This is a genomic window from Microbacterium sp. P2_F9 (genome assembly GCF_056403635.1).
In genome coordinates this window covers 1-16,783 of the sequence record NZ_JBFUFC010000080.1, presented here as the reverse complement: position 1 = coordinate 16,783, position 16,783 = coordinate 1, and the positions used below count along the sequence as shown (strand labels likewise).

General features: G+C 69.8%; 18 protein-coding genes and 1 pseudogene. 9 read left to right on the top strand and 10 right to left on the bottom strand.

Annotation, left to right across the window (positions count from 1 at the left end):
* From AC1DVT_RS10295 to AC1DVT_RS10270, 6 genes are all read left to right on the top strand, one after another.
* Positions 1-1,011, top strand: a 1,011-nt coding sequence (locus tag AC1DVT_RS10295) for a ThiF family adenylyltransferase (protein ID WP_477388691.1), incomplete at its 5' end; no start/stop codon positions are given.
* Positions 1,008-2,249, top strand: coding sequence for a molybdopterin molybdotransferase MoeA (locus tag AC1DVT_RS10290; protein WP_477388689.1), 1,242 nt, complete (start codon positions 1,008-1,010; stop codon positions 2,247-2,249). The genes AC1DVT_RS10295 and AC1DVT_RS10290, both read left to right, overlap by 4 nt.
* Positions 2,246-2,761, top strand: coding sequence for a cyclic pyranopterin monophosphate synthase MoaC (gene moaC, locus AC1DVT_RS10285; protein ID WP_477388687.1), 516 nt, complete (start codon positions 2,246-2,248; stop codon positions 2,759-2,761). The genes AC1DVT_RS10290 and moaC overlap by 4 nt, the downstream gene beginning before the upstream one ends.
* On the top strand, positions 2,758-3,390 hold the full coding sequence (mobA, locus tag AC1DVT_RS10280) for a molybdenum cofactor guanylyltransferase (RefSeq protein ID WP_477388685.1): 633 nt from the start codon (positions 2,758-2,760) through the stop codon (positions 3,388-3,390). Before moaC ends, mobA begins: the two co-directional genes overlap by 4 nt.
* Positions 3,387-3,656 carry a DUF6457 domain-containing protein gene (locus AC1DVT_RS10275; protein ID WP_477388683.1) on the top strand — a complete coding sequence of 90 codons (270 nt, stop codon included), beginning with the start codon at positions 3,387-3,389 and terminating at the stop codon, positions 3,654-3,656. The genes mobA and AC1DVT_RS10275 overlap by 4 nt, the downstream gene beginning before the upstream one ends.
* A complete protein-coding gene (locus tag AC1DVT_RS10270; RefSeq protein WP_477388681.1) occupies positions 3,656-3,889 on the top strand; it encodes a MoaD/ThiS family protein in 234 nt (77 codons plus the stop codon). Before AC1DVT_RS10275 ends, AC1DVT_RS10270 begins: the two co-directional genes overlap by 1 nt.
* A 23-nt stretch (positions 3,890-3,912) precedes the next feature.
* Here AC1DVT_RS10270 and AC1DVT_RS10265 read toward each other — a convergent pair whose 3' ends face one another.
* The 6 genes from AC1DVT_RS10265 to AC1DVT_RS10240 all read right to left on the bottom strand — a co-directional run bounded on the left by AC1DVT_RS10265 (position 3,913) and on the right by AC1DVT_RS10240 (position 10,600).
* Positions 3,913-4,341 carry a molybdenum cofactor biosynthesis protein MoaE gene (locus AC1DVT_RS10265; RefSeq protein WP_477388679.1) on the bottom strand — a complete coding sequence of 143 codons (429 nt, stop codon included), beginning with the start codon at positions 4,339-4,341 and terminating at the stop codon, positions 3,913-3,915.
* Positions 4,341-4,823 (bottom strand): MogA/MoaB family molybdenum cofactor biosynthesis protein, encoded by a 483-nt coding sequence (locus tag AC1DVT_RS10260; RefSeq protein ID WP_477388677.1) that lies wholly within the window; start codon positions 4,821-4,823, stop codon positions 4,341-4,343. Before AC1DVT_RS10260 ends, AC1DVT_RS10265 begins: the two co-directional genes overlap by 1 nt.
* A 21-nt stretch (positions 4,824-4,844) precedes the next feature.
* Positions 4,845-7,334 carry an FdhF/YdeP family oxidoreductase gene (locus tag AC1DVT_RS10255; protein ID WP_477388675.1) on the bottom strand — a complete coding sequence of 830 codons (2,490 nt, stop codon included), beginning with the start codon at positions 7,332-7,334 and terminating at the stop codon, positions 4,845-4,847.
* A gap of 96 nt (positions 7,335-7,430) precedes the next feature.
* Positions 7,431-8,045, bottom strand: a complete 615-nt coding sequence (locus AC1DVT_RS10250; protein ID WP_477388673.1) for a DUF305 domain-containing protein — start codon at positions 8,043-8,045, stop codon at positions 7,431-7,433.
* Between the two features lie 36 nt (positions 8,046-8,081).
* Complete coding sequence (locus AC1DVT_RS10245; RefSeq protein ID WP_477388671.1) at positions 8,082-9,926, bottom strand: helicase HerA-like domain-containing protein; 1,845 nt, start codon at positions 9,924-9,926, stop codon at positions 8,082-8,084.
* Positions 9,923-10,600, bottom strand: coding sequence for a phosphatase PAP2 family protein (locus AC1DVT_RS10240; RefSeq protein WP_477388669.1), 678 nt, complete (start codon positions 10,598-10,600; stop codon positions 9,923-9,925). The genes AC1DVT_RS10245 and AC1DVT_RS10240 overlap by 4 nt, the downstream gene beginning before the upstream one ends.
* A gap of 126 nt (positions 10,601-10,726) precedes the next feature.
* Here AC1DVT_RS10240 and AC1DVT_RS10235 point away from each other — a divergent pair, with 126 nt between their 5' ends.
* Entirely contained in the window at positions 10,727-11,221 is a 495-nt protein-coding gene (locus AC1DVT_RS10235; RefSeq protein WP_477388667.1) for a nitroreductase family deazaflavin-dependent oxidoreductase, read from the top strand.
* A 21-nt stretch (positions 11,222-11,242) separates the two neighbouring features.
* Here the strand turns inward: AC1DVT_RS10235 and AC1DVT_RS10230 are convergent, their stop codons facing one another.
* On the bottom strand, positions 11,243-12,469 hold the full coding sequence (locus tag AC1DVT_RS10230) for a multidrug effflux MFS transporter (protein WP_457099424.1): 1,227 nt from the start codon (positions 12,467-12,469) through the stop codon (positions 11,243-11,245).
* 375 nt (positions 12,470-12,844) lie between these two features.
* Here AC1DVT_RS10230 and AC1DVT_RS10225 point away from each other — a divergent pair, with 375 nt between their 5' ends.
* The gene (locus AC1DVT_RS10225; protein WP_477388665.1) at positions 12,845-13,564 is read left to right on the top strand and encodes a DUF3105 domain-containing protein; all 720 of its coding nucleotides are present in this window, start codon (positions 12,845-12,847) and stop codon (positions 13,562-13,564) included.
* Between the two features lie 4 nt (positions 13,565-13,568).
* Complete coding sequence (locus tag AC1DVT_RS10220) at positions 13,569-14,228, top strand: DUF305 domain-containing protein (protein ID WP_477388663.1); 660 nt, start codon at positions 13,569-13,571, stop codon at positions 14,226-14,228.
* Between the two features lie 64 nt (positions 14,229-14,292).
* On the opposite strand, the gene AC1DVT_RS10215 is transcribed toward AC1DVT_RS10220, so the two are convergent.
* The 3 genes and pseudogenes from AC1DVT_RS10215 to AC1DVT_RS10205 form a co-directional block, all read right to left on the bottom strand.
* Positions 14,293-15,264 carry a carbohydrate ABC transporter permease gene (locus AC1DVT_RS10215; RefSeq protein ID WP_457099135.1) on the bottom strand — a complete coding sequence of 324 codons (972 nt, stop codon included), beginning with the start codon at positions 15,262-15,264 and terminating at the stop codon, positions 14,293-14,295.
* Positions 15,264-16,397, bottom strand: coding sequence for a carbohydrate ABC transporter permease (locus AC1DVT_RS10210; RefSeq protein WP_477388661.1), 1,134 nt, complete (start codon positions 16,395-16,397; stop codon positions 15,264-15,266). Before AC1DVT_RS10210 ends, AC1DVT_RS10215 begins: the two co-directional genes overlap by 1 nt.
* A gap of 106 nt (positions 16,398-16,503) precedes the next feature.
* A pseudogene (locus AC1DVT_RS10205) lies at positions 16,504-16,783 on the bottom strand (carbohydrate ABC transporter substrate-binding protein); the annotation flags it as partial.

Here is a 16,783-nt window from a genome sequence, read left to right as displayed (position 1 = left end):
GGCCAGCGCCGGCTCGCCGCCGCGCGCGTGGCCGTCGTCGGCGCCGGCGGTCTGGGCTCGCCCGTCGTGCTCGCCCTGGCCGCGGCCGGGGTCGGCGAACTCATCGTGATCGACGACGACATCGTCGAGTCGTCCAACCTGCAGCGCCAGATCATGCACCGGTTGTCCGACGTCGGTGCGGCCAAGGTCGACAGCGCCGTCCGCGCCGCGCGCGACCTCTCGCCCGAGACGGTCGTGCGCGGTGTGCGCGAGCGACTGGATGCCGGCAACGCGGCTCAGCTGCTCGCGGGGGCGCACCTCGTGATCGACGGCACCGACACGTTCGACACCCGCGAGGCCGTGGCATCCGCGTGCGAAGCTCTCGGGGTTCCGCTCGTGTGGGGCTCCGTGCAGGGGTTCGACGCGCAGGTCACCGTGTTCTGGAGCGCGCCGCCGGCCGGGGCTGGGCCGGTGCGCCTGAGCGACCTGTACCCGCACGGCAGCGTCGGCGAGGTGCCGACCTGTGCGGACGTCGGCGTGCTCGGGGCGCTCTGCCTGCAGATCGGCGGGCTGCTCGCGACGCAGGCGATCCTGCTCATCACGGGGATCGGCGAGCCACTCCTCGGCCGCGTGCTCGTGATCGACGGACTGCGCGCCCGGCAGTTCGAGGTACCGCTGCGCGCCGCGACCACGACCGCGAACCCGACGCCCGACACCGCGGTCACGCGTCCCACCGCCCCACCCGTCGTCGCGGTCGCCGATCTCGACGCGCATCGCGGCGCCGTCTTCCTCGATGTGCGCGAAGCCGACGAGGTCGCCGCCGAGCCCTTCCCCGGTGCCCGCCACATTCCGCTCGCCGAGGTGCTGGCCGACCCCGCCGCACTCGCCGGCGTGGGCTCGATCGTGGTGGTGTGCCAGATCGGCGTACGCGCGCGCCGAGCGGCCGAGGCGCTGCGCGCCGCCGGGATCGAGGCATCCGTCCTCGCAGGCGGCGTCGAAGCATGGCGATCCGCCTCCACGGTGCGGGTGTGAGCGCCCTGCGGGGCGTCGAGGAGCAGCACGCACTGATCCTCTCGCGCGTCACCGTTGTCCCGGCCGGCGCGGTGCCGGTATCGGCCGCGCTCGGCCGCACTCTGCGCGAGCCGCTGCGCGCGCGCGTCGACATCCCGGTGTTCGACAACTCCGCGATGGACGGATTCGCGGTCCGCTTCGCGGATGTGGCGGATGCCGCGCCCGGCCGCCGCCCGGTGCGGCTTCAAGTGGTCGCCGACCTGCCGGCCGGCACCGCTCTCGACCCGGCGCTGGCCACCGGCGAGGCTGCGCGGATCATGACGGGCTCCCCCGTGCCGACGGCGGCCGACGCGATCGTCCCGTTCGAGGACACCCTGGGCGGCCTCGCCGATTCGCTCGACGAGATCGTGGTGGAGCGGGCGCCTCGCGCGCGCGGCGCCCACATCCGGCGCCAGGGTGAGGACGCCCGCGCGGGCGACGAACTGCTCCCCGCCGGGGTCGTCCTCGGCCCGCTCCAGCTGGCGGCCGCCGCCGCGGCGGGAGTCGCCGCGGTCGTCGTCTCCCGCCGACCCCGTGTCGCGGTGGTGTCCACCGGCTCCGAACTCGTGACGCCGGGCGAGCCGCTCGAGCGCGGCCAGATTCCGGAGTCCAACAGCGAGCTGCTCGCCGGCCTCGTCGCCGAGGCCGGGTGCGAAGTCGTGCTGCGACTCTCGGTGCCGGACGAGGGCGACGGACCCGCCGACGCGGTGGCCGCGGCATCCGCGCTCGGCGCCGACGTCGTCGTGTTCACCGGCGGAGTGAGCGCGGGCGCGTACGAGCCCGTCAAGAACTCGTTGGCGGGCGTGATGGAGTTCACCAAGGTCGCGATGCAGCCGGGAAAGCCGCAGGGCTTCGGCGTGACGGAGGAGGGGATGCTGCTGTTCGGCCTCCCCGGAAATCCGGTGAGCGCGGCCGTGTCGTTCGAGGTGTTCGTCCGCCCCGCGCTGCTGGCGCTCCAGGGTCGCACGGCGCTCGACCGTCCAGTTCTCAGACTCACGGCGGCTCAGGGATGGCGCACGCCGCCCGGACGCCGCCAGTACCTCGCGGCGGCGATCGACCGCAGCGATCCCGCACGCTGGACCGTCCGCCCTGCGACAGCGGGCGGCTCGGGCTCGCATCTCGCGGGCGGTCTCGCTCGCGCCGACGCCTACGCGATCGTCCCTGCCGAGCTCGAGGCCGTGGCCGCCGGTGACCAGGTCGATGTCATGCTGATCTCATGAGCTTCACGCACCTCGACGACACCGGCCATGCACGCATGGTCGATGTCACCGACAAGCAGCCGACCGTGCGCGCGGCGACCGCGCGCGGGTTCGTCCGCTGCTCCACCGAGGTGGTGGCTGCGCTGCGGGACGGGGCCGTGCCGAAGGGCGACGTGCTCGCCGTGGCGCGGATCGCGGGCATCCAGGCCGCCAAGCGCACCCCCGATCTGCTGCCCCTCGCACACGTCATCGGCGTGCACGGCGCTGTCGTCGATCTGGCGATCGTCGATGCGGGCGTCGAGATCGAGGCGACCGTGCGCACCGCCGACCGCACCGGCGTCGAGATGGAGGCCCTCACGGCCGTCTCGGTCGCCGCCCTGGCGATCGTCGACATGGTGAAGGGCCTCGACAAGGCGACCTCGATCGAGCGCGTCCGCATCACCGCCAAGGCAGGCGGGCGTTCAGGGTCGTGGACCCGGCCCGACGAGGCGGATTCGCGGGCGGACGAGCCGACCCGGCCCCACGAATCGTGACGGCCGCACCGACCCTCGGGGCGATCCTGCTCGCCGGGGGGCGGGCGTCTCGCGTCGACGGCGCGGCGAAGCCGCTCTTCGATGTCGGCGGGCAGACCCTCCTCGCCCGTGCCGTCACCGCGGTTTCCGGCGCTGGAGCGCACCCGATCGTGGTCGCAGCACCGGTCCTCGATCCGGCTCTCGCCGTCGAATGGGCGCTGGAGGATCCTCCGTTCGGCGGCCCGGTCGCCGGCATCGTCGCGGCGCTTCGTCGAACCGATGCGTGGGCGCCCGAGCCTGACTGGACGTTCCTGCTCGCATGCGACCTCCCCAAGGTTGATGCCGCCGTTGCGCGGCTGAGCAGCGACATCCTCCTCGTCCCCACCGACACCGACGGGGTGTGCCTGGGCGACTCGTCGAGTCGGCCGCAGTGGCTCACCGGCATCTATCGCACCGGAGTTCTCCGCCGCGCCGCCGAGGCGATGCCCGACGGCGGTCGCGACGCGCCGGTGCGCGCCCTGCTCCACGGCCTCGCCATCACCGTGATCGCCGTCCCCGGCGACCTCACCGACGACGTCGACACATGGGAGGATCTGAGCAGGGCCCGCGCCGCCGCCGGGTCGCACCCGGGCACCGAGGAGGAGTCATGACCGAGGCATCCCGCACGCTCCCACCTGAGGCACTCGACGCATGGGCCGCAGCCCTGCGCGAGCACTTCGGCCTCGGCGCCGACGACGTGCCGATCACCCTGATCCTCGACCTCGCACGCGACGTCGCGAACGGCGTCGCACGCCCGGCCGCGCCGCTCAGCGCGTTCGTTGCGGGCCTCGTCGCCGGCCGCGCCGGCGGAACGCCGACGGATGCCGCCGCCGCCGTCGCCGCGATCACTGCGCTCGCCGCGACCTGGGAGTCCTGATGGCTCAGGTGCGCTACTTCGCCGCCGCGCAGGAGGCGACGGGGCTCGACCAGGAGCAGCGTTTCGAGGCGACCCTCGGCGAGCTGCGCGCTGCGGTGGCCGCGGAGCACCCAGGGCTGGGCGGCATCMTCCCCCGCTGCGCCGTGCTCGTCAGCGGAGCCCGCGTCGAGGACGACACACTCATCGGCGCGGACGAGCTCGTCGACGTCCTGCCGCCCTTCGCGGGCGGCTGACCCGTCGCGGCGGGCGGCCGCGATCAGCCGCCGAGGCCCTTCCAGGCGGTCGTCCCATCGGCCTCGACCTGGCGCTTCCACACGGGCAGGTCGGTCTTGATCGACTCGATGACGGCCCGGCAGACTTCGAACGCCTCCGCGCGGTGCGGCGACGACACGGCGATCACGACGGCGTCGTCGCCCACCGCGAGCCGGCCGATGCGGTGGCTCACCGCGACCAGCGCCGACGACGACCCGATGGCCGCCTCGGCGAGGCGGTGCAGCGTCGCCTCCGCGTCGGGGTGGGCAGTGTATTCCAGAGCGACGACGGGGGTCGCGGCATCCGGATCGTGATCGCGCACGCGCCCGACGAAGGTCGTGACGGCGCCGCAGGTGGGGTCGTCGACCGCTTCCAGGTGCGCATCGAGMTCGAGCCGCTCGGAACTGATCGCCGCGAGGCGCACGGCGCCCATCAGTGGTCTCCCCCACCGAGCTGATCGAGCACGTGCCTGGCCACGGAGATCACGACGGGGATTCCGGATGCCACGCCCCCTGGCGACCCCGGAAGGTTCACGATCAGCGCCGCGGCGCTGTCGACGACCCCGGCGAGCCCGCGCGTCAGCATGCCCGCGGGCAGCTCGGCGGCACCGCGCCGACGCAGCTCCTCGGCGATGCCGGGCACCTCGCGCGTGAGGACCCGAGCCGTGCCCTCGGGAGTCGCGTCGCGTGGACCGACGCCGGTCCCGCCGCTGGTGACGATCAGCCGGGCCCCGTCGGCCAGCGCCGCGCGCAGCGCGTGTTCGACGCTCTCCGCACCGTCGGGGACGACGATGGGCTCCCCGCACGCGAACGCGGCCGCCCGGAGCGCCGCGACCGCGATGGGCCCGCTCGCATCCGGGCGTGTCCCGGCCGATGCTCGGTCGGACACGGTGATCACGGCCGCGCGGTAGCTCATCCCCCCACCCTACGAGCAGGGTCAGCGGCGCTCGAGCCGGATGACGACCGACTTCGAGGTAGGGGTGCCGCTCACGTCGGCGACGGAGTCGAGCGGCACGAGCACGTTCGTCTCGGGGTAGTAGGCGGCGGCATTGCCTCGCGGCGTGCGGTACGCGATGATCCGGAACTCCTCGGCGCGAYGCTCCTGCAGCGCACCGTCCGGCCCGACCCACTCCGAGACGAGGTCGACGATCTCGTTCTCGTCGAAGCCGAGCGCCTGGATGTCCTTGGCGTTGACCATGATCACTCGTCGTCCGCCGTGGATCCCGCGGTAGCGGTCGTCCTTGCCGTAGATCGTGGTGTTGTACTGATCGTGCGAGCGCAGCGTCTGCAGCAGCAGGCGCCCGCGCGGGATGTGCGGGTACTCCAGCGGGTTCACCGTGAAGCGCGCCTTGCCGTCTGCAGTGGCGAAGCGCCGCTCGTCGCGCGGGCCGTTGGGCAGGAACAGCGTCTGCCCCTTGTCGATCGACGCCTCGAAGTCCTCGAACCCCGGAACGACCGCGGCGATGTGCCGGCGGATCAGTGCATAGTCGTGCTCGAGGGCCGCCCAGTTCGCCTGGGGGAAGGAACGCGGATGCCGCGGCGCGGCCGTGTCTTCCGCTTCGAGGGGGCGGGTTTCGAGCTGGCCGCGCTCGGCCTGGCCGTAGTCGACCTCGACCGCCGTATCCACATCGATCTCGGGGCCCGGCCGATCTGCGGCATCCGTCCCGAACAGCAGCGCGCACAGCCGCGCCACGATCGCGACCTCGCTCAGCAGGTCCTCGGAGGGCGGCGCCAGGCGCCCCCGCGAGGCGTGCACCGCGCCCATCGAATCCTCGACCGTGACGCGCTGCTCGCCGGTGCCCCGTCGGTCGCGGTCGGTGCGACCGAGCGTCGGAAGGATGATCGCGCGGCGCCCGGTGACGACGTGCGACCGGTTGAGCTTGGTAGAGATCTGGACCGTCAGGTCGGTCTTGCGCAGCGCCGCTTCGGTCACGAGCGTGTCGGGAGTGGCGGAGACGAAGTTGCCGCCCATCCCCACGAAGACGCGGGCGGTGCCGTCCCGCATCGCGCGAATCGCGGCGACGGTATCGTGGCCGTGCGCGCGAGGGGCGGCGAACTCGAACTCGCGATCGAGGGCGTCGAGGAACGCGGCGCTGGGCTTCTCGTAGATCCCCATGGTGCGGTCGCCCTGCACGTTCGAGTGGCCGCGCACCGGGCAGACGCCGGCGCCCGGGCGCCCCATGTTGCCCTGCAGGAGCAGCACGTTCACGACGTCGCGCAGCGTGGCCACGGAGTGCTTGTGCTGCGTGAGGCCCATCGCCCAGCACACGATCGTCGCCTTAGAGGTGCGCACGGATTCACCGACGCGACGCAGGGTCTTCTCCGGCAGGCCGGTCGCAGAAACCAGCTCACGCCACGGGATCTCGGCCATCGCCGCCCGGTACGCCTCGAATCCGCTGGTGTGCTCGGCGATGAACTCCTGGTCGAGCACGTTCCCGAAACCGGTCGCTGAGCCTGTCGACGCTTCGACTCGCTGGCGCTCGCTCAGCGCGAGCGCGTCCTCTGCCTCGAGCAGGTGCTTGCCGATCGCCTGGAACAGCGCCTGGTCGCCGCCGAGGCGGATCTGCACGAACTGGTCGGCCAGCTTCGTCCCGCCGAGGAGCACGCCCTTCACTGTCTGCGGATTCTCGAACCGCACCAGCCCCGCCTCGGGAAGCGGGTTCACCGCGATGATCGTCGCGCCGTTGCGCTTCGCCTTCTCGAGTGCGACGAGCATCCGAGGGTGGTTGGTCCCGGGGTTCTGTCCGGCGACGATCAGCAGGTCGGCGTTGTGGACGTCCTCGATCGAGACGGTGCCCTTGCCGATCCCGATCGTCTCGTTCAGCGCCGACCCCGACGACTCATGGCACATGTTCGAGCAGTCCGGCAGATTGTTCGTCCCGAACCCGCGCACCAGCAGCTGATAGAGGAACGCCGCCTCGTTCGACGTGCGCCCGGATGTGTAGAAAACCGCTTCATCCGGGTCGTCGAGAGCCCGCAGCGCGGCGGCGATCTCCTGCAGCGCGTCATCCCACGCGATCGGACGATAGTGCGTCGCACCTTCGTCCAGGATCATCGGGTGGGTCAGCCGGCCCTGCTGGCCGAGCCACCAGTCGTCATGAGCCGACAGCTCTGAGACCGAGTGCGCGGCGAAGAACTCCGGTCCGATGCGGCGCAGGGTCGCCTCCTCGGCGACCGCCTTCGCGCCGTTCTCGCAGAACTCCGCGATGTGCCGCTTGTCCTCCTCGGGCCATGCGCAGCCCGGGCAGTCGAACCCGTCCTTCTGGTTCACCCGCAGCAGGCTCTGGACGCTGCGGCTCACCCCCATCTGGTCGTACGAGATCTGCAGCGCGTGGAGCACCGCGGGCACGCCGACCGCCACCTTCTTGGGGTGCGTGGAGCGGACGAGGGTCTCGTCGATGTCGGTCCGCGGGGGCTTCGTCGCCATACCCCTAGGTTAAGCCGCGCGCACGATGCGGAGGCGGCGGGAGGCGGCATCCGTTGTTCAGCTGTCTCTGACCGAAATGCCGCTCCGGCCAGCGTGTCAGGGCAGCGCGGCGACCAGGTCCTCGAGCGCGGCGATGTCGTTCTCGCCCTGCTCGATCACCTGCTCCGCCGACTCGCGGACGCGCGGGTGCGGATCGCCCTCGAGGATCTGCGCGGCGAAAGCGACCATCGCCTCGTGCTGGGCGATCAGGAGCTCCGCGTAGGTGCGCTCGGCATCGGCGCCCTCCGCGGCGAGCAGGGCCGACCACTGCGCGGGCGTGGGCATCCCCGGCATCTGCGCGTGGTCCGAATGACCCGCGCAGGGTCCCTCGTTCGGCCGTTCGAGCGGCCGGTGCTCGCGCCACGACAGGTACCAGGGCCGCAGCTGCTCGAGCTCGCCCGCCTGGTCCGCCGTGAGCTGCTCCGCCAGGTCGCGGCCTTCGGGTGTGATCCCCACCTTGCGGAGGAGCGCGTCGCTCAGGTCGGTGGTCTCGACGCGGTAGTAGATCATCGCCTCGACGTAGCAGAAGTCCGTCGCGGTCACCGGATCAGCGGTGGCCCGGGGATCCGGCCTCGCGCCGTCGCTCGCGAAGGCCCACACGGCGAGCGCGATACCCGCCGCCGCGACGAAGACAGCGACGACGAGGCCGACCACGGCGACACGACTGCGCACGAGCAACCTTCGATCCACGACCCGTGGTCTGACGGGTCAGCGACGCCCGGTGCCGAACATCCCGCGGATGACGCCACTCAGAATGGTCTGCGTCGCCTTGGATCCCAGCACCTGCTCGATCGGAGACTTCTGCGACGACCGCGAGGTGCGGGTGGTGCCGCCGGTCTTCTTCATCAGTCGCTCGTACTCCTGCTGCGCCTTCTTCTCGCGCGCGGCCTGGGCCTTGTCGATCGCCGCCTGCTGCTTCGCGTACTCGGCGTCGGCCTTCGCCTTCGCGAGCGCTGCCTCCGCCGCCGCGTGGGCCTCGTCGGCGGCGTTCATCTTGGCCGTGAGGATCTCGCGGGCCGACTCGCGATCCACTGCGGTCCCGTATCTCGTGAGGAGGGGGGATGCCGCGACCGCCGCCTCGATCTGCGCCGCGGGCGTCGGGGACATCAGACCCTGCGGGGCACGCAGGCGAGTCCATGCCACGGGCGTCGGGGCACCCTTCTCGCTCATGACCGTGACGATCGCCTCGCCGGTGCCGAGCTCCTGGAGCACGCGCTCGAGGTCGTAGCCCGACCTCGGGTAGGTGCCCACGGTGGCGCGCAGCGCCTTTGCGTCATCCGGAGTGAACGCGCGCAGCGCGTGCTGCACCCGTGAGCCGAGCTGCGCGAGCACATCGCCCGGCACGTCCTTGGGGGTCTGGGTCACGAAGAACACCCCGACACCCTTGGAGCGGATGAGCCGGACGGTATGGACGATCGCCGCGGTGAAGTCCTTCGACGCGTCGCGGAACAGCAGGTGCGCCTCGTCGAAGAAGAAGACGAGCTTCGGCTGGTCGAGGTCGCCCACTTCGGGGAGCAGCTCGAACAGCTCGGCCAGCAGGTACATCAGGAAGGTGGAGAAGAGCGCCGGCTTGTCGGCGACTCCTGGCACCTCGAGCAGGCTGATGATGCCGCGGCCGTCGGCGGCGGTCCGCAGGAACTCCCGCACATCGAACTCGGGTTCGCCGAAGAACACGTCGGCGCCGCCGTCTGCGAAGGTGATGAGCTCGCGCAGGATGACCCCGRCCGTGGCCGCCGACAGTCCACCGAGATCTTTGAGCTCGACCTTGCCCTCGTCGCTCGTGAGGTAGCTCAGCACCGCACGCAGATCCGAGAGGTCGACCAGGGCCAGGCCGTGGGCGTCCGCGTAGTGGAACACCAGTCCGAGGCTCGACTCCTGCGTCTCGTTGAGCCCGAGCACCTTGCTCAGCAGCAGCGGCCCGAACCCACTGACCGTCGCGCGCACCGGCACACCCGTGCCGATGCCGCCGAGCGCGTAGTACTCGGTGACGGATGCCGCGGGCTGCCAGTCCTGCCCGATCCCGCGGGTGCGGGCCAGGAGTTTGTCGTTCGGCGCCCCGGGCGTCGCAACGCCGGAGAGATCGCCCTTGATATCGGCGGCGAACACCGGGACGCCCTTGGCCGCGAGCTGCTCGGCGAGCCCCTGCAGCGTGCGGGTCTTGCCGGTGCCGGTCGCACCGGCGACGAGGCCGTGCCGGTTCATCATGCCGAGCGGGATGCGGATCTGCGCCTGGGGCACCGCGTCGGTGTTCACGAGCGCACCGAGATCGAGCGTCGCCGCCTCGAACGTGTAGCCCGCGACGACGGCCGCGACCTGCGCGGCGTCGAGAGGGCCGGACGCTTCGACAGGCTCAGCGACCGGCTGCGGCTCAGCGACGAGCTGCGGCTCGGCGGTGGCCCGTGCCTTCGCGGCCGCGGCTTCGGCCGTGGCGAGGGCCGCCTTCGCGCGTGCCGCCTTCAGCTGCGCGTCGGCAGCCTCGGCTTCCGCTCGCAGTCTCGCGAGCTCCGCCTCCGCGGCGACGATGGACGGATCGGGCGCGGCGCTGTCGCTCATGCCCTCGACTCTAGCGACGGCACCGGTGGCAGGGCGGTGCCGCGTTCCCGGGCCAGCGGCACGGCGAACGGCACGGCGACGAGAAGTGCGACGCCCACACCGATCAGCGCGCCACCGATCGTATCGGTGAGCCAATGTGCGTGCAGATACGTGCGGCTGAGCGCCATCGTGAACACCCACACTGCTCCGACGATCACCACCCAGAGCCGTGGGAAGAGGATCACGGCGACGGTCGCGAGCGTCGCAGCGTTGGCGACATGCCCGGACGGGAACGAGCCCTTGTCGGTGAGGACGATGATGTCCTCGGGTCGCACGCGGCCGAACAGATGCTTCAGGAGCTGCACGGCACCGGTCGAAGCTGCCTCAGCCGCCAGGAAATAGACCGCGCTCCATGGCCGCTTCACCAGCACAAGTGCGATGGCGCCCGCCAGCGGCACGAGGATCACTCCTACCCATCCGCCGCCGAGGAAATTCATCACCCGAGACAGACCGAGCATGATCGGCGACGCCCACGCCGCGAGGAGTTCGTTCCACCAGATGTCGATGTCGAACGGAAACTCCCCGCGGAGGAAGATCACGTAGCCGAGTACGCAGGACGCCACCACCAGCACCACCCCGACGATGAGAAAGGCCGTTCGAGGCAGGGTCGCGGCATCCTTCGTCTTGGTCTCCATCGCCCCATTCTGGCCGCCTGCCCGGAAAACCGCCGGGGCCTTGACAAGGCGCGCCGCGCTCGGCCCTTGCCCGCGGCGGAAGATGATGGCCCGAGCCGGTGCGGGCGAGCAGGGCATGATGGGCGCATGACAACTGCCGTCGACATCCTCCGCGGCGTCATCGCGCCTCTCACTCGCACGCGCGTCTGGCGACGGATCGCGCCCGTCGTCCTTCCGCCACTGGAGCGCTTCGTCACCCGCATCTCCGGCGGTCGTGCGCACCTGACCGCGTTCATCGTGCCGTCGCTGCTGCTGCACACGATCGGGGCGAAGTCGGGGCAGCCGCGCGACGTGCCGCTGATGTACACCGCGGACGGCAAGGGTCGCGCGATCGTGGCCGGCACCAACTGGGCGGACGCCCGGCATCCGGCGTGGACCGCGAATCTGCTGGCGCATCCGGATGCCGAGATCTCGGTGCGCGGACGCCGCTTCGCTGTCCACGCCACCGTCATCCCCGATTCCGACCGCGATGCCACGTGGGCGCGAATGGAGGCGCAGTGGCCGGACTACCGCGACTACGAGCGGGACTCCGGCCGCACCGCCCGGCTCTTCCTGCTGACCCCGGTGCGCCGGCTCGATTGAGCGGACCCCGTCAGGGAGCGATCACGGCGTGAGAAGCGCGACGGTGCGCGGCCGCACGATGAGCCACAGCGACAGCACCCCGATGATCGCGCAGCCGACCATCACGGCGGCCATGGTGGTCGGCGTGATCCCGGCATCGCGGGCGATCCAGCCGACCAGCGGCGAGATGATGCCCGCGACGCCGAAGTTGGTCGCGCCGACGATCGACTGCGCGGTGCCCGCTGCCTTGCCGTGCCGGTCGAGCGCGAGCACCTGCACGCACGGGAACGTGAAACCGCACGCGGTCATGAAGAAGAACAGCGGGATGATCGTGCCCCAGAGGCCGAAGCCCAACTGGTCGGTGACGATGATGGCGGATGCCGCGACCACCAGCACGGCGGTGGACCACGCCAGGACCCACTGGGGTCCGAATCGGGAGGCGAGCCGCGAGGCGAACTGCACGCCGACGACGACGCCGAGCGAGTTGACCGCGAAGAGGAGCCCGAACTGCTGGGCGTCGAAGCCGTACCCGAGCTGGAACAGGAAGGACGACGACGAGAGGTACGAGAAGAGTCCGCTGAACGTCATGCCGCCGATGATGAGCACGCCGATGAAGACCCGGTCGCTGAACACACTGCGATAGCGCTGCCAGACCGTGGCGCCACGTTCATTGCGGCGCGCGCGCGGAAGCGTCTCGGGGAGGAAGATCGAAGCGGAGACGAGCATCACGGTGCCGTAGACCGCGAGCACGACGAAGACTCCGCGCCACGGCATCACGAGGAGCAGCACCGATCCGAGGAGCGGTGCGAGGACGGGCGCCACTCCTGAGACGAGGGCGAGGCGCGAGAGCATGACGACCAGGCGGCGTCCGCCGAAGAGGTCTCGCACGATCGCCGCGGCGACGACGCCGCCGGCAGCGGCTCCGGCGCCCTGCATGACCCGAGCGGCCGTCAGGAGTTCGAGCGTGGGCGCGAGCGAGGCGGCGACGCTGGCGAGCACGTGCAGCGCGGTGACGGACAGCAGCGGGATGCGGCGGCCGACCTTGTCGCTGAGCGGACCGACGATCAGCTGGCCGAGGGCGAAGCCGAGCATCGTGCCGGTCAGAGTCAGCTGGATCGCCGCGGCCGTGGTCTGGAAGTCCTGCTCCAGGACCGGGAACGCCGGAAGGTAAAGGTCGATCGTGAACGGTCCGAGCGCGGTGAGTGCGCCGAGCAGCACGATGTAGAGCACCCTGCGGCGGTGCGGAACCGAGTCGCCGGGGTGCAGCATGATCGGCGCGGTGGCCGGATTCGGACCCAGCGTGCGGATGGCTGCGGTGTCTGTACGGATCGAACCGGTGCTCGTGCGGATGGATCCGGTGCTCGTGCGGATGGAACCCGTTGAGTTCGAGGCACGTGCGTCGGCGGTCTGGATCGGATGGGAGTCGGTGTCAGGCACGTCGGCAGTCAATCGGTTCGCGGCGGGAGCGTCCGAATCGATTCGACGCTCGCGTCCATGGTATCCGAACCACGGCGGTCTCCGGCATCCGATCCTTCGCCGCGAAGCGGCCTTCGAGATCGTCCACAGCACTGCCGCCTAGACTGAGCGCACTTTCCCGTACCCGCCTGTGGCAGTCCACCGGGCGCACCTGAGCCGAGATCGAACATGACCCCGACACCCCCACGCGCCGACGACAAGCGCACCAGCGGAAACCCGGCCGCGCAGGCCAAGATCGACCTCACGGTCAAGCAGCAGCGTGAGCAGAAGCGTCAGGAGAAGCTCGCGGAGTACCAGCGGCAGCTCGCGAAGCGCCAGCGCAGCAAGGTGGTGTGGTGGACGGCCGGCTCGGTCGCCGCAGTGCTCGTCGTGGCCGCGATCGTCGCCTCCATCGTGTTCGCGCCGAAGCCTCCCGTCGCATACGCCGAAGGCGGCACCGGCGCGAAGATCGAGGGCGTCCAGACCTACGAGAACACTTCCCTCCACGTCGAGGATGCCGTCGACTACCCGCAGTCGCCCCCCACTGGTGGGTCGCACAACGCGGTGTGGCTGAACTGCGGGATCTACTCTCAGGCTGTGCCGAATGAGAATGCGGTCCATTCCATGGAGCACGGCGCGGTATGGATCACGTACGACGCGGACGAGCTCTCGGCCGCCGAGCTGAGGACGCTCAAGAGCAAACTGCCGTCGACGTATCTCGTGCTGTCGCCGTACGAGGGCCTGCCGTCCCCGTTCGTGCTCTCGGCCTGGAACCACCAGCTCACCCTCGACTCGGTCGACGACCCCCGCGTCGAGGAGTTCCTCGAGGAGTACTGGCGCAACCAGAACGCCCCCGAGCCCACGGCCCCGTGCACTGGCGGGATCGACGCGCCCGGCAAGGAGTCCTGAGCCCATGAGCGGACCCGCCCGCTCAGTGCGACCGCGCTGGTGGGTGTTCGTCCTGGTGGGACTCGGTGTCGCGGCGCTCGCTTTCGCCATCGGACGGTTCTCGACCTTCAGCGCCGGCGCCCAGGGGCCCAATGCCGCCGACGCCGGCTTCGCCCGCGACATGCAGCTGCACCACGCTCAGGCGATCGACATGGCGATGGTCCTCTACCGCGAGACCGACGATCCGCAGCTGCGCTCGATGGCCTACGACATCGCCACGAGCCAGGGCGGCCAACGCGGCGAGATGTACGACTGGCTGGTCCAGTGGGGTCTCCCGCAATCCGGCGTGCCGATGACGTGGATGACAGCGAGCGGCGACGAGCACGGCGGGCACGGAGCGCCCAGCACGCCGATGACCGACGATGAGATGCGAGCTGCCATGGGAATGGCGTCGGATGCCGAGCTCGACGAACTCCGCGCCGCCGAGGGCGCGGCGGCGGACTGCCTCTTCCTCGAGCTGATGATCCGTCATCACGAGGGCGCGCTGCCGATGGTGGACGCGGTGCTCGAACTCGGCAGCATGCCCCGCGTGCTCGCCGTGGCGGGCAGCATCAAGCAGGCGCAGACGGCGGAAGTCGAGGCGATGAAGGCCGCTCAGCTCCGACTCGGCTGCACCACGGGCTGACCGATCGCACACGAAGCGGGTCGGCACGCCCCCGGCGCCGACCCGCTTCGCGTTCCCCCGTCGATCAGCCCTTAGTGGACCCGGCCAGCAGTCCTCGCACGAAGAACCGCTGCAGTGACAGGAAGACGATCAGCGGCACCAGCAGGGCGATGAAGGCACCCGCCGTGAGCAGATACCAGTCCTGGCCGCGACTTCCGGTCATCTCGGCGAGCAGCTTCGTGATGGGCGCCACGGCACCATCCGCGAAGATGAGCGCCACGAGCAGGTCGTTCCAAACCCACAGGAACTGGAAGATCGCCACCGACGCGATGGCCGGCATCGTGAGCGGAAGGATGATCCGGAAGAAGATCTGCCCGTGTCCGGCGCCATCGACCCGCGCCGCCTCGATGACCTCGTTCGGGATCTCCGAGACGAAGTTGTGCAGCAGGTAGATCGTGAGGGGCATCGCGAAGATCGTGTGCGCGATCCACACCTGGGTGTATCCGGGACCGCCGAATGCCTGGATCACCGGGATGCCGAAGATCGTGCCCCGCGAGAAGAGCAGCAGGAGCGGCACCAGCGCCATCTGAATCGGCACGATCTGCAGCGCGAAGATCGCGATGAACAGCAGGTTCTTGCCGCGGAAGTCGATCCACGCGAACGCATATGCGGCGAGGAGCGCGATCGAGATCGGGATGATCGTGGCGGGGATCGTGATCGCGAACGAGTTCACGAACGCGCCGGCCATGTTCAGCTGGCTGTTGCCCGACTGCAGAGCTGTCGAATAGTTGTCGAGCGTCCAGCCCCAGTTCTGGAAGACCGTCCACCAGCCGGTGGTCGCGATCAGTTCGGCGGGGCGGAACGATGAGATGAACAGTCCGAAGGTCGGCAGTGTCCACAGGATCGCGATGATCAGCGCTGCGAGCGTCGCCCACCGGGAGGTGAGGCGTCGCTTGGTGCGCTTGAGCATGTCACGATCGGCCTTCTCCACGCCGCGGGCGAGTTCCGCCTTGGCGTCATCATCCATCGGGAGATCGACTGGCATTACCGCACTCATCAGTGCGCCTCCCTCTGTCGCTTGAGCTGTCTCGCGTTGTAGATGACGATCGGCAGCACGAGGATGAAGAGGATCACGGCGAACGCTGCCGATCGACCGGCTTCGAAGCTCTTGAACTGCGTGTACATCTCGTTGGCGACGACCGACGTGTTGTTCGCACCCGCCGTCATCGTGCGGACGATGTCGAACACCTTCAGTGAGGCGATCGAGATCGTGGTCAGTACGACGATGAGCGCGGGACGGATGCCGGGAACGACGACGTTGATGAACTTCTGCCAGCCGTTCGTTCCATCGAGCTCCGCCGCCTCGAGCTGCTCGGTCGGCACGCCCTTGATCGCCGCGGAGAGGATGACCATCGCGAAACCGGTCTGGATCCAGATCAGCACGATGATCAGGAACAGCGTGTTCCAAGGATCCTCGGCGAGGAAGTTCACGGGCTGTCCCCCGAACCACACGATCACCTGATTGAGGAAGCCGATCTGTTCGGCACCAGGAGGGCGAGTGGCGTACATGAAGCGCCAGATGATGGACGCGCCCACGAACGAGATCGCCATCGGCATGAACACCAGGATCTTGTAGTACTTCTCCCCGCGTGTCTTGTCGATGAAGTACGCGTAGGCCAGGCCCGCGACCGTCGAGACGATCGGGGCGATCAGCACCCAGATGATCGTGTTGAGGATGATCCGCAGGTTCTGCGGCTGCGTGAAGATCCACTCGTAGTTCTGCAGTCCGACGAACTTGGTGCTCGAGGAGTTCATGAACGACTGGAAGGTGGTCTGGATCATCGGAACGATCAGGCCGACCAGCACGAGGATGAGGGCGGGGGCGAGGAATCCGACCAGCTGGAAGTATGAACCGGCACCGCCTTTTGCGCGCCGATCGAGGAAGAAGAACGCCACGCCGAGGACGGCGGCGACTCCGATCGCCCATTGATACGACTGCAGGAGCCACAGGATCAGCACAGGGCCGATGACGCAGGCGGCGAGCCGGGTGTAGGTGTAGATCGCGCCCTTGCGTGGTGCGATCTCGACCAGGAAGAGGATCAACGCGATCACGATGAGGAACGCGCCGATGACGAGGGGGATCTGAAGCCAAGGCGAGAGGGTGCTCAGCCATTGGAAGAAGCCGGACATGGGATCCTTTCGAGTACGTCGGCGGACTCGGGTCGGTGGTGCGGACGTCTTATGGGTGAGGACGGGGCCGCTCGTGACGAGCGGCCCCGCCTTACTCAACTGCTGGTTATTGCGAAGGCCAGCCCGCTTCGATCTGCGTCAGGACCGTGTCGGTGGGTGTGCCGTTCACCCAATCGACCATGCCCTTCCAGAACGTGCCCGCTCCGACAGCCGACGGCATGAGGTCCGATGCGTCGAACCGGAACGTCGTCTCGTCGGACTGCAGGATGCCGATGGCTTCCTTCAGGATGTTGCTCGAGGCGTTCTCGGGGTCGAGGCCCTTGTTGGCGCTGATGACGCCGCCGAGGGACACTCGCGAGTTCGCCCACTCGGGGCTGGACAGGTAC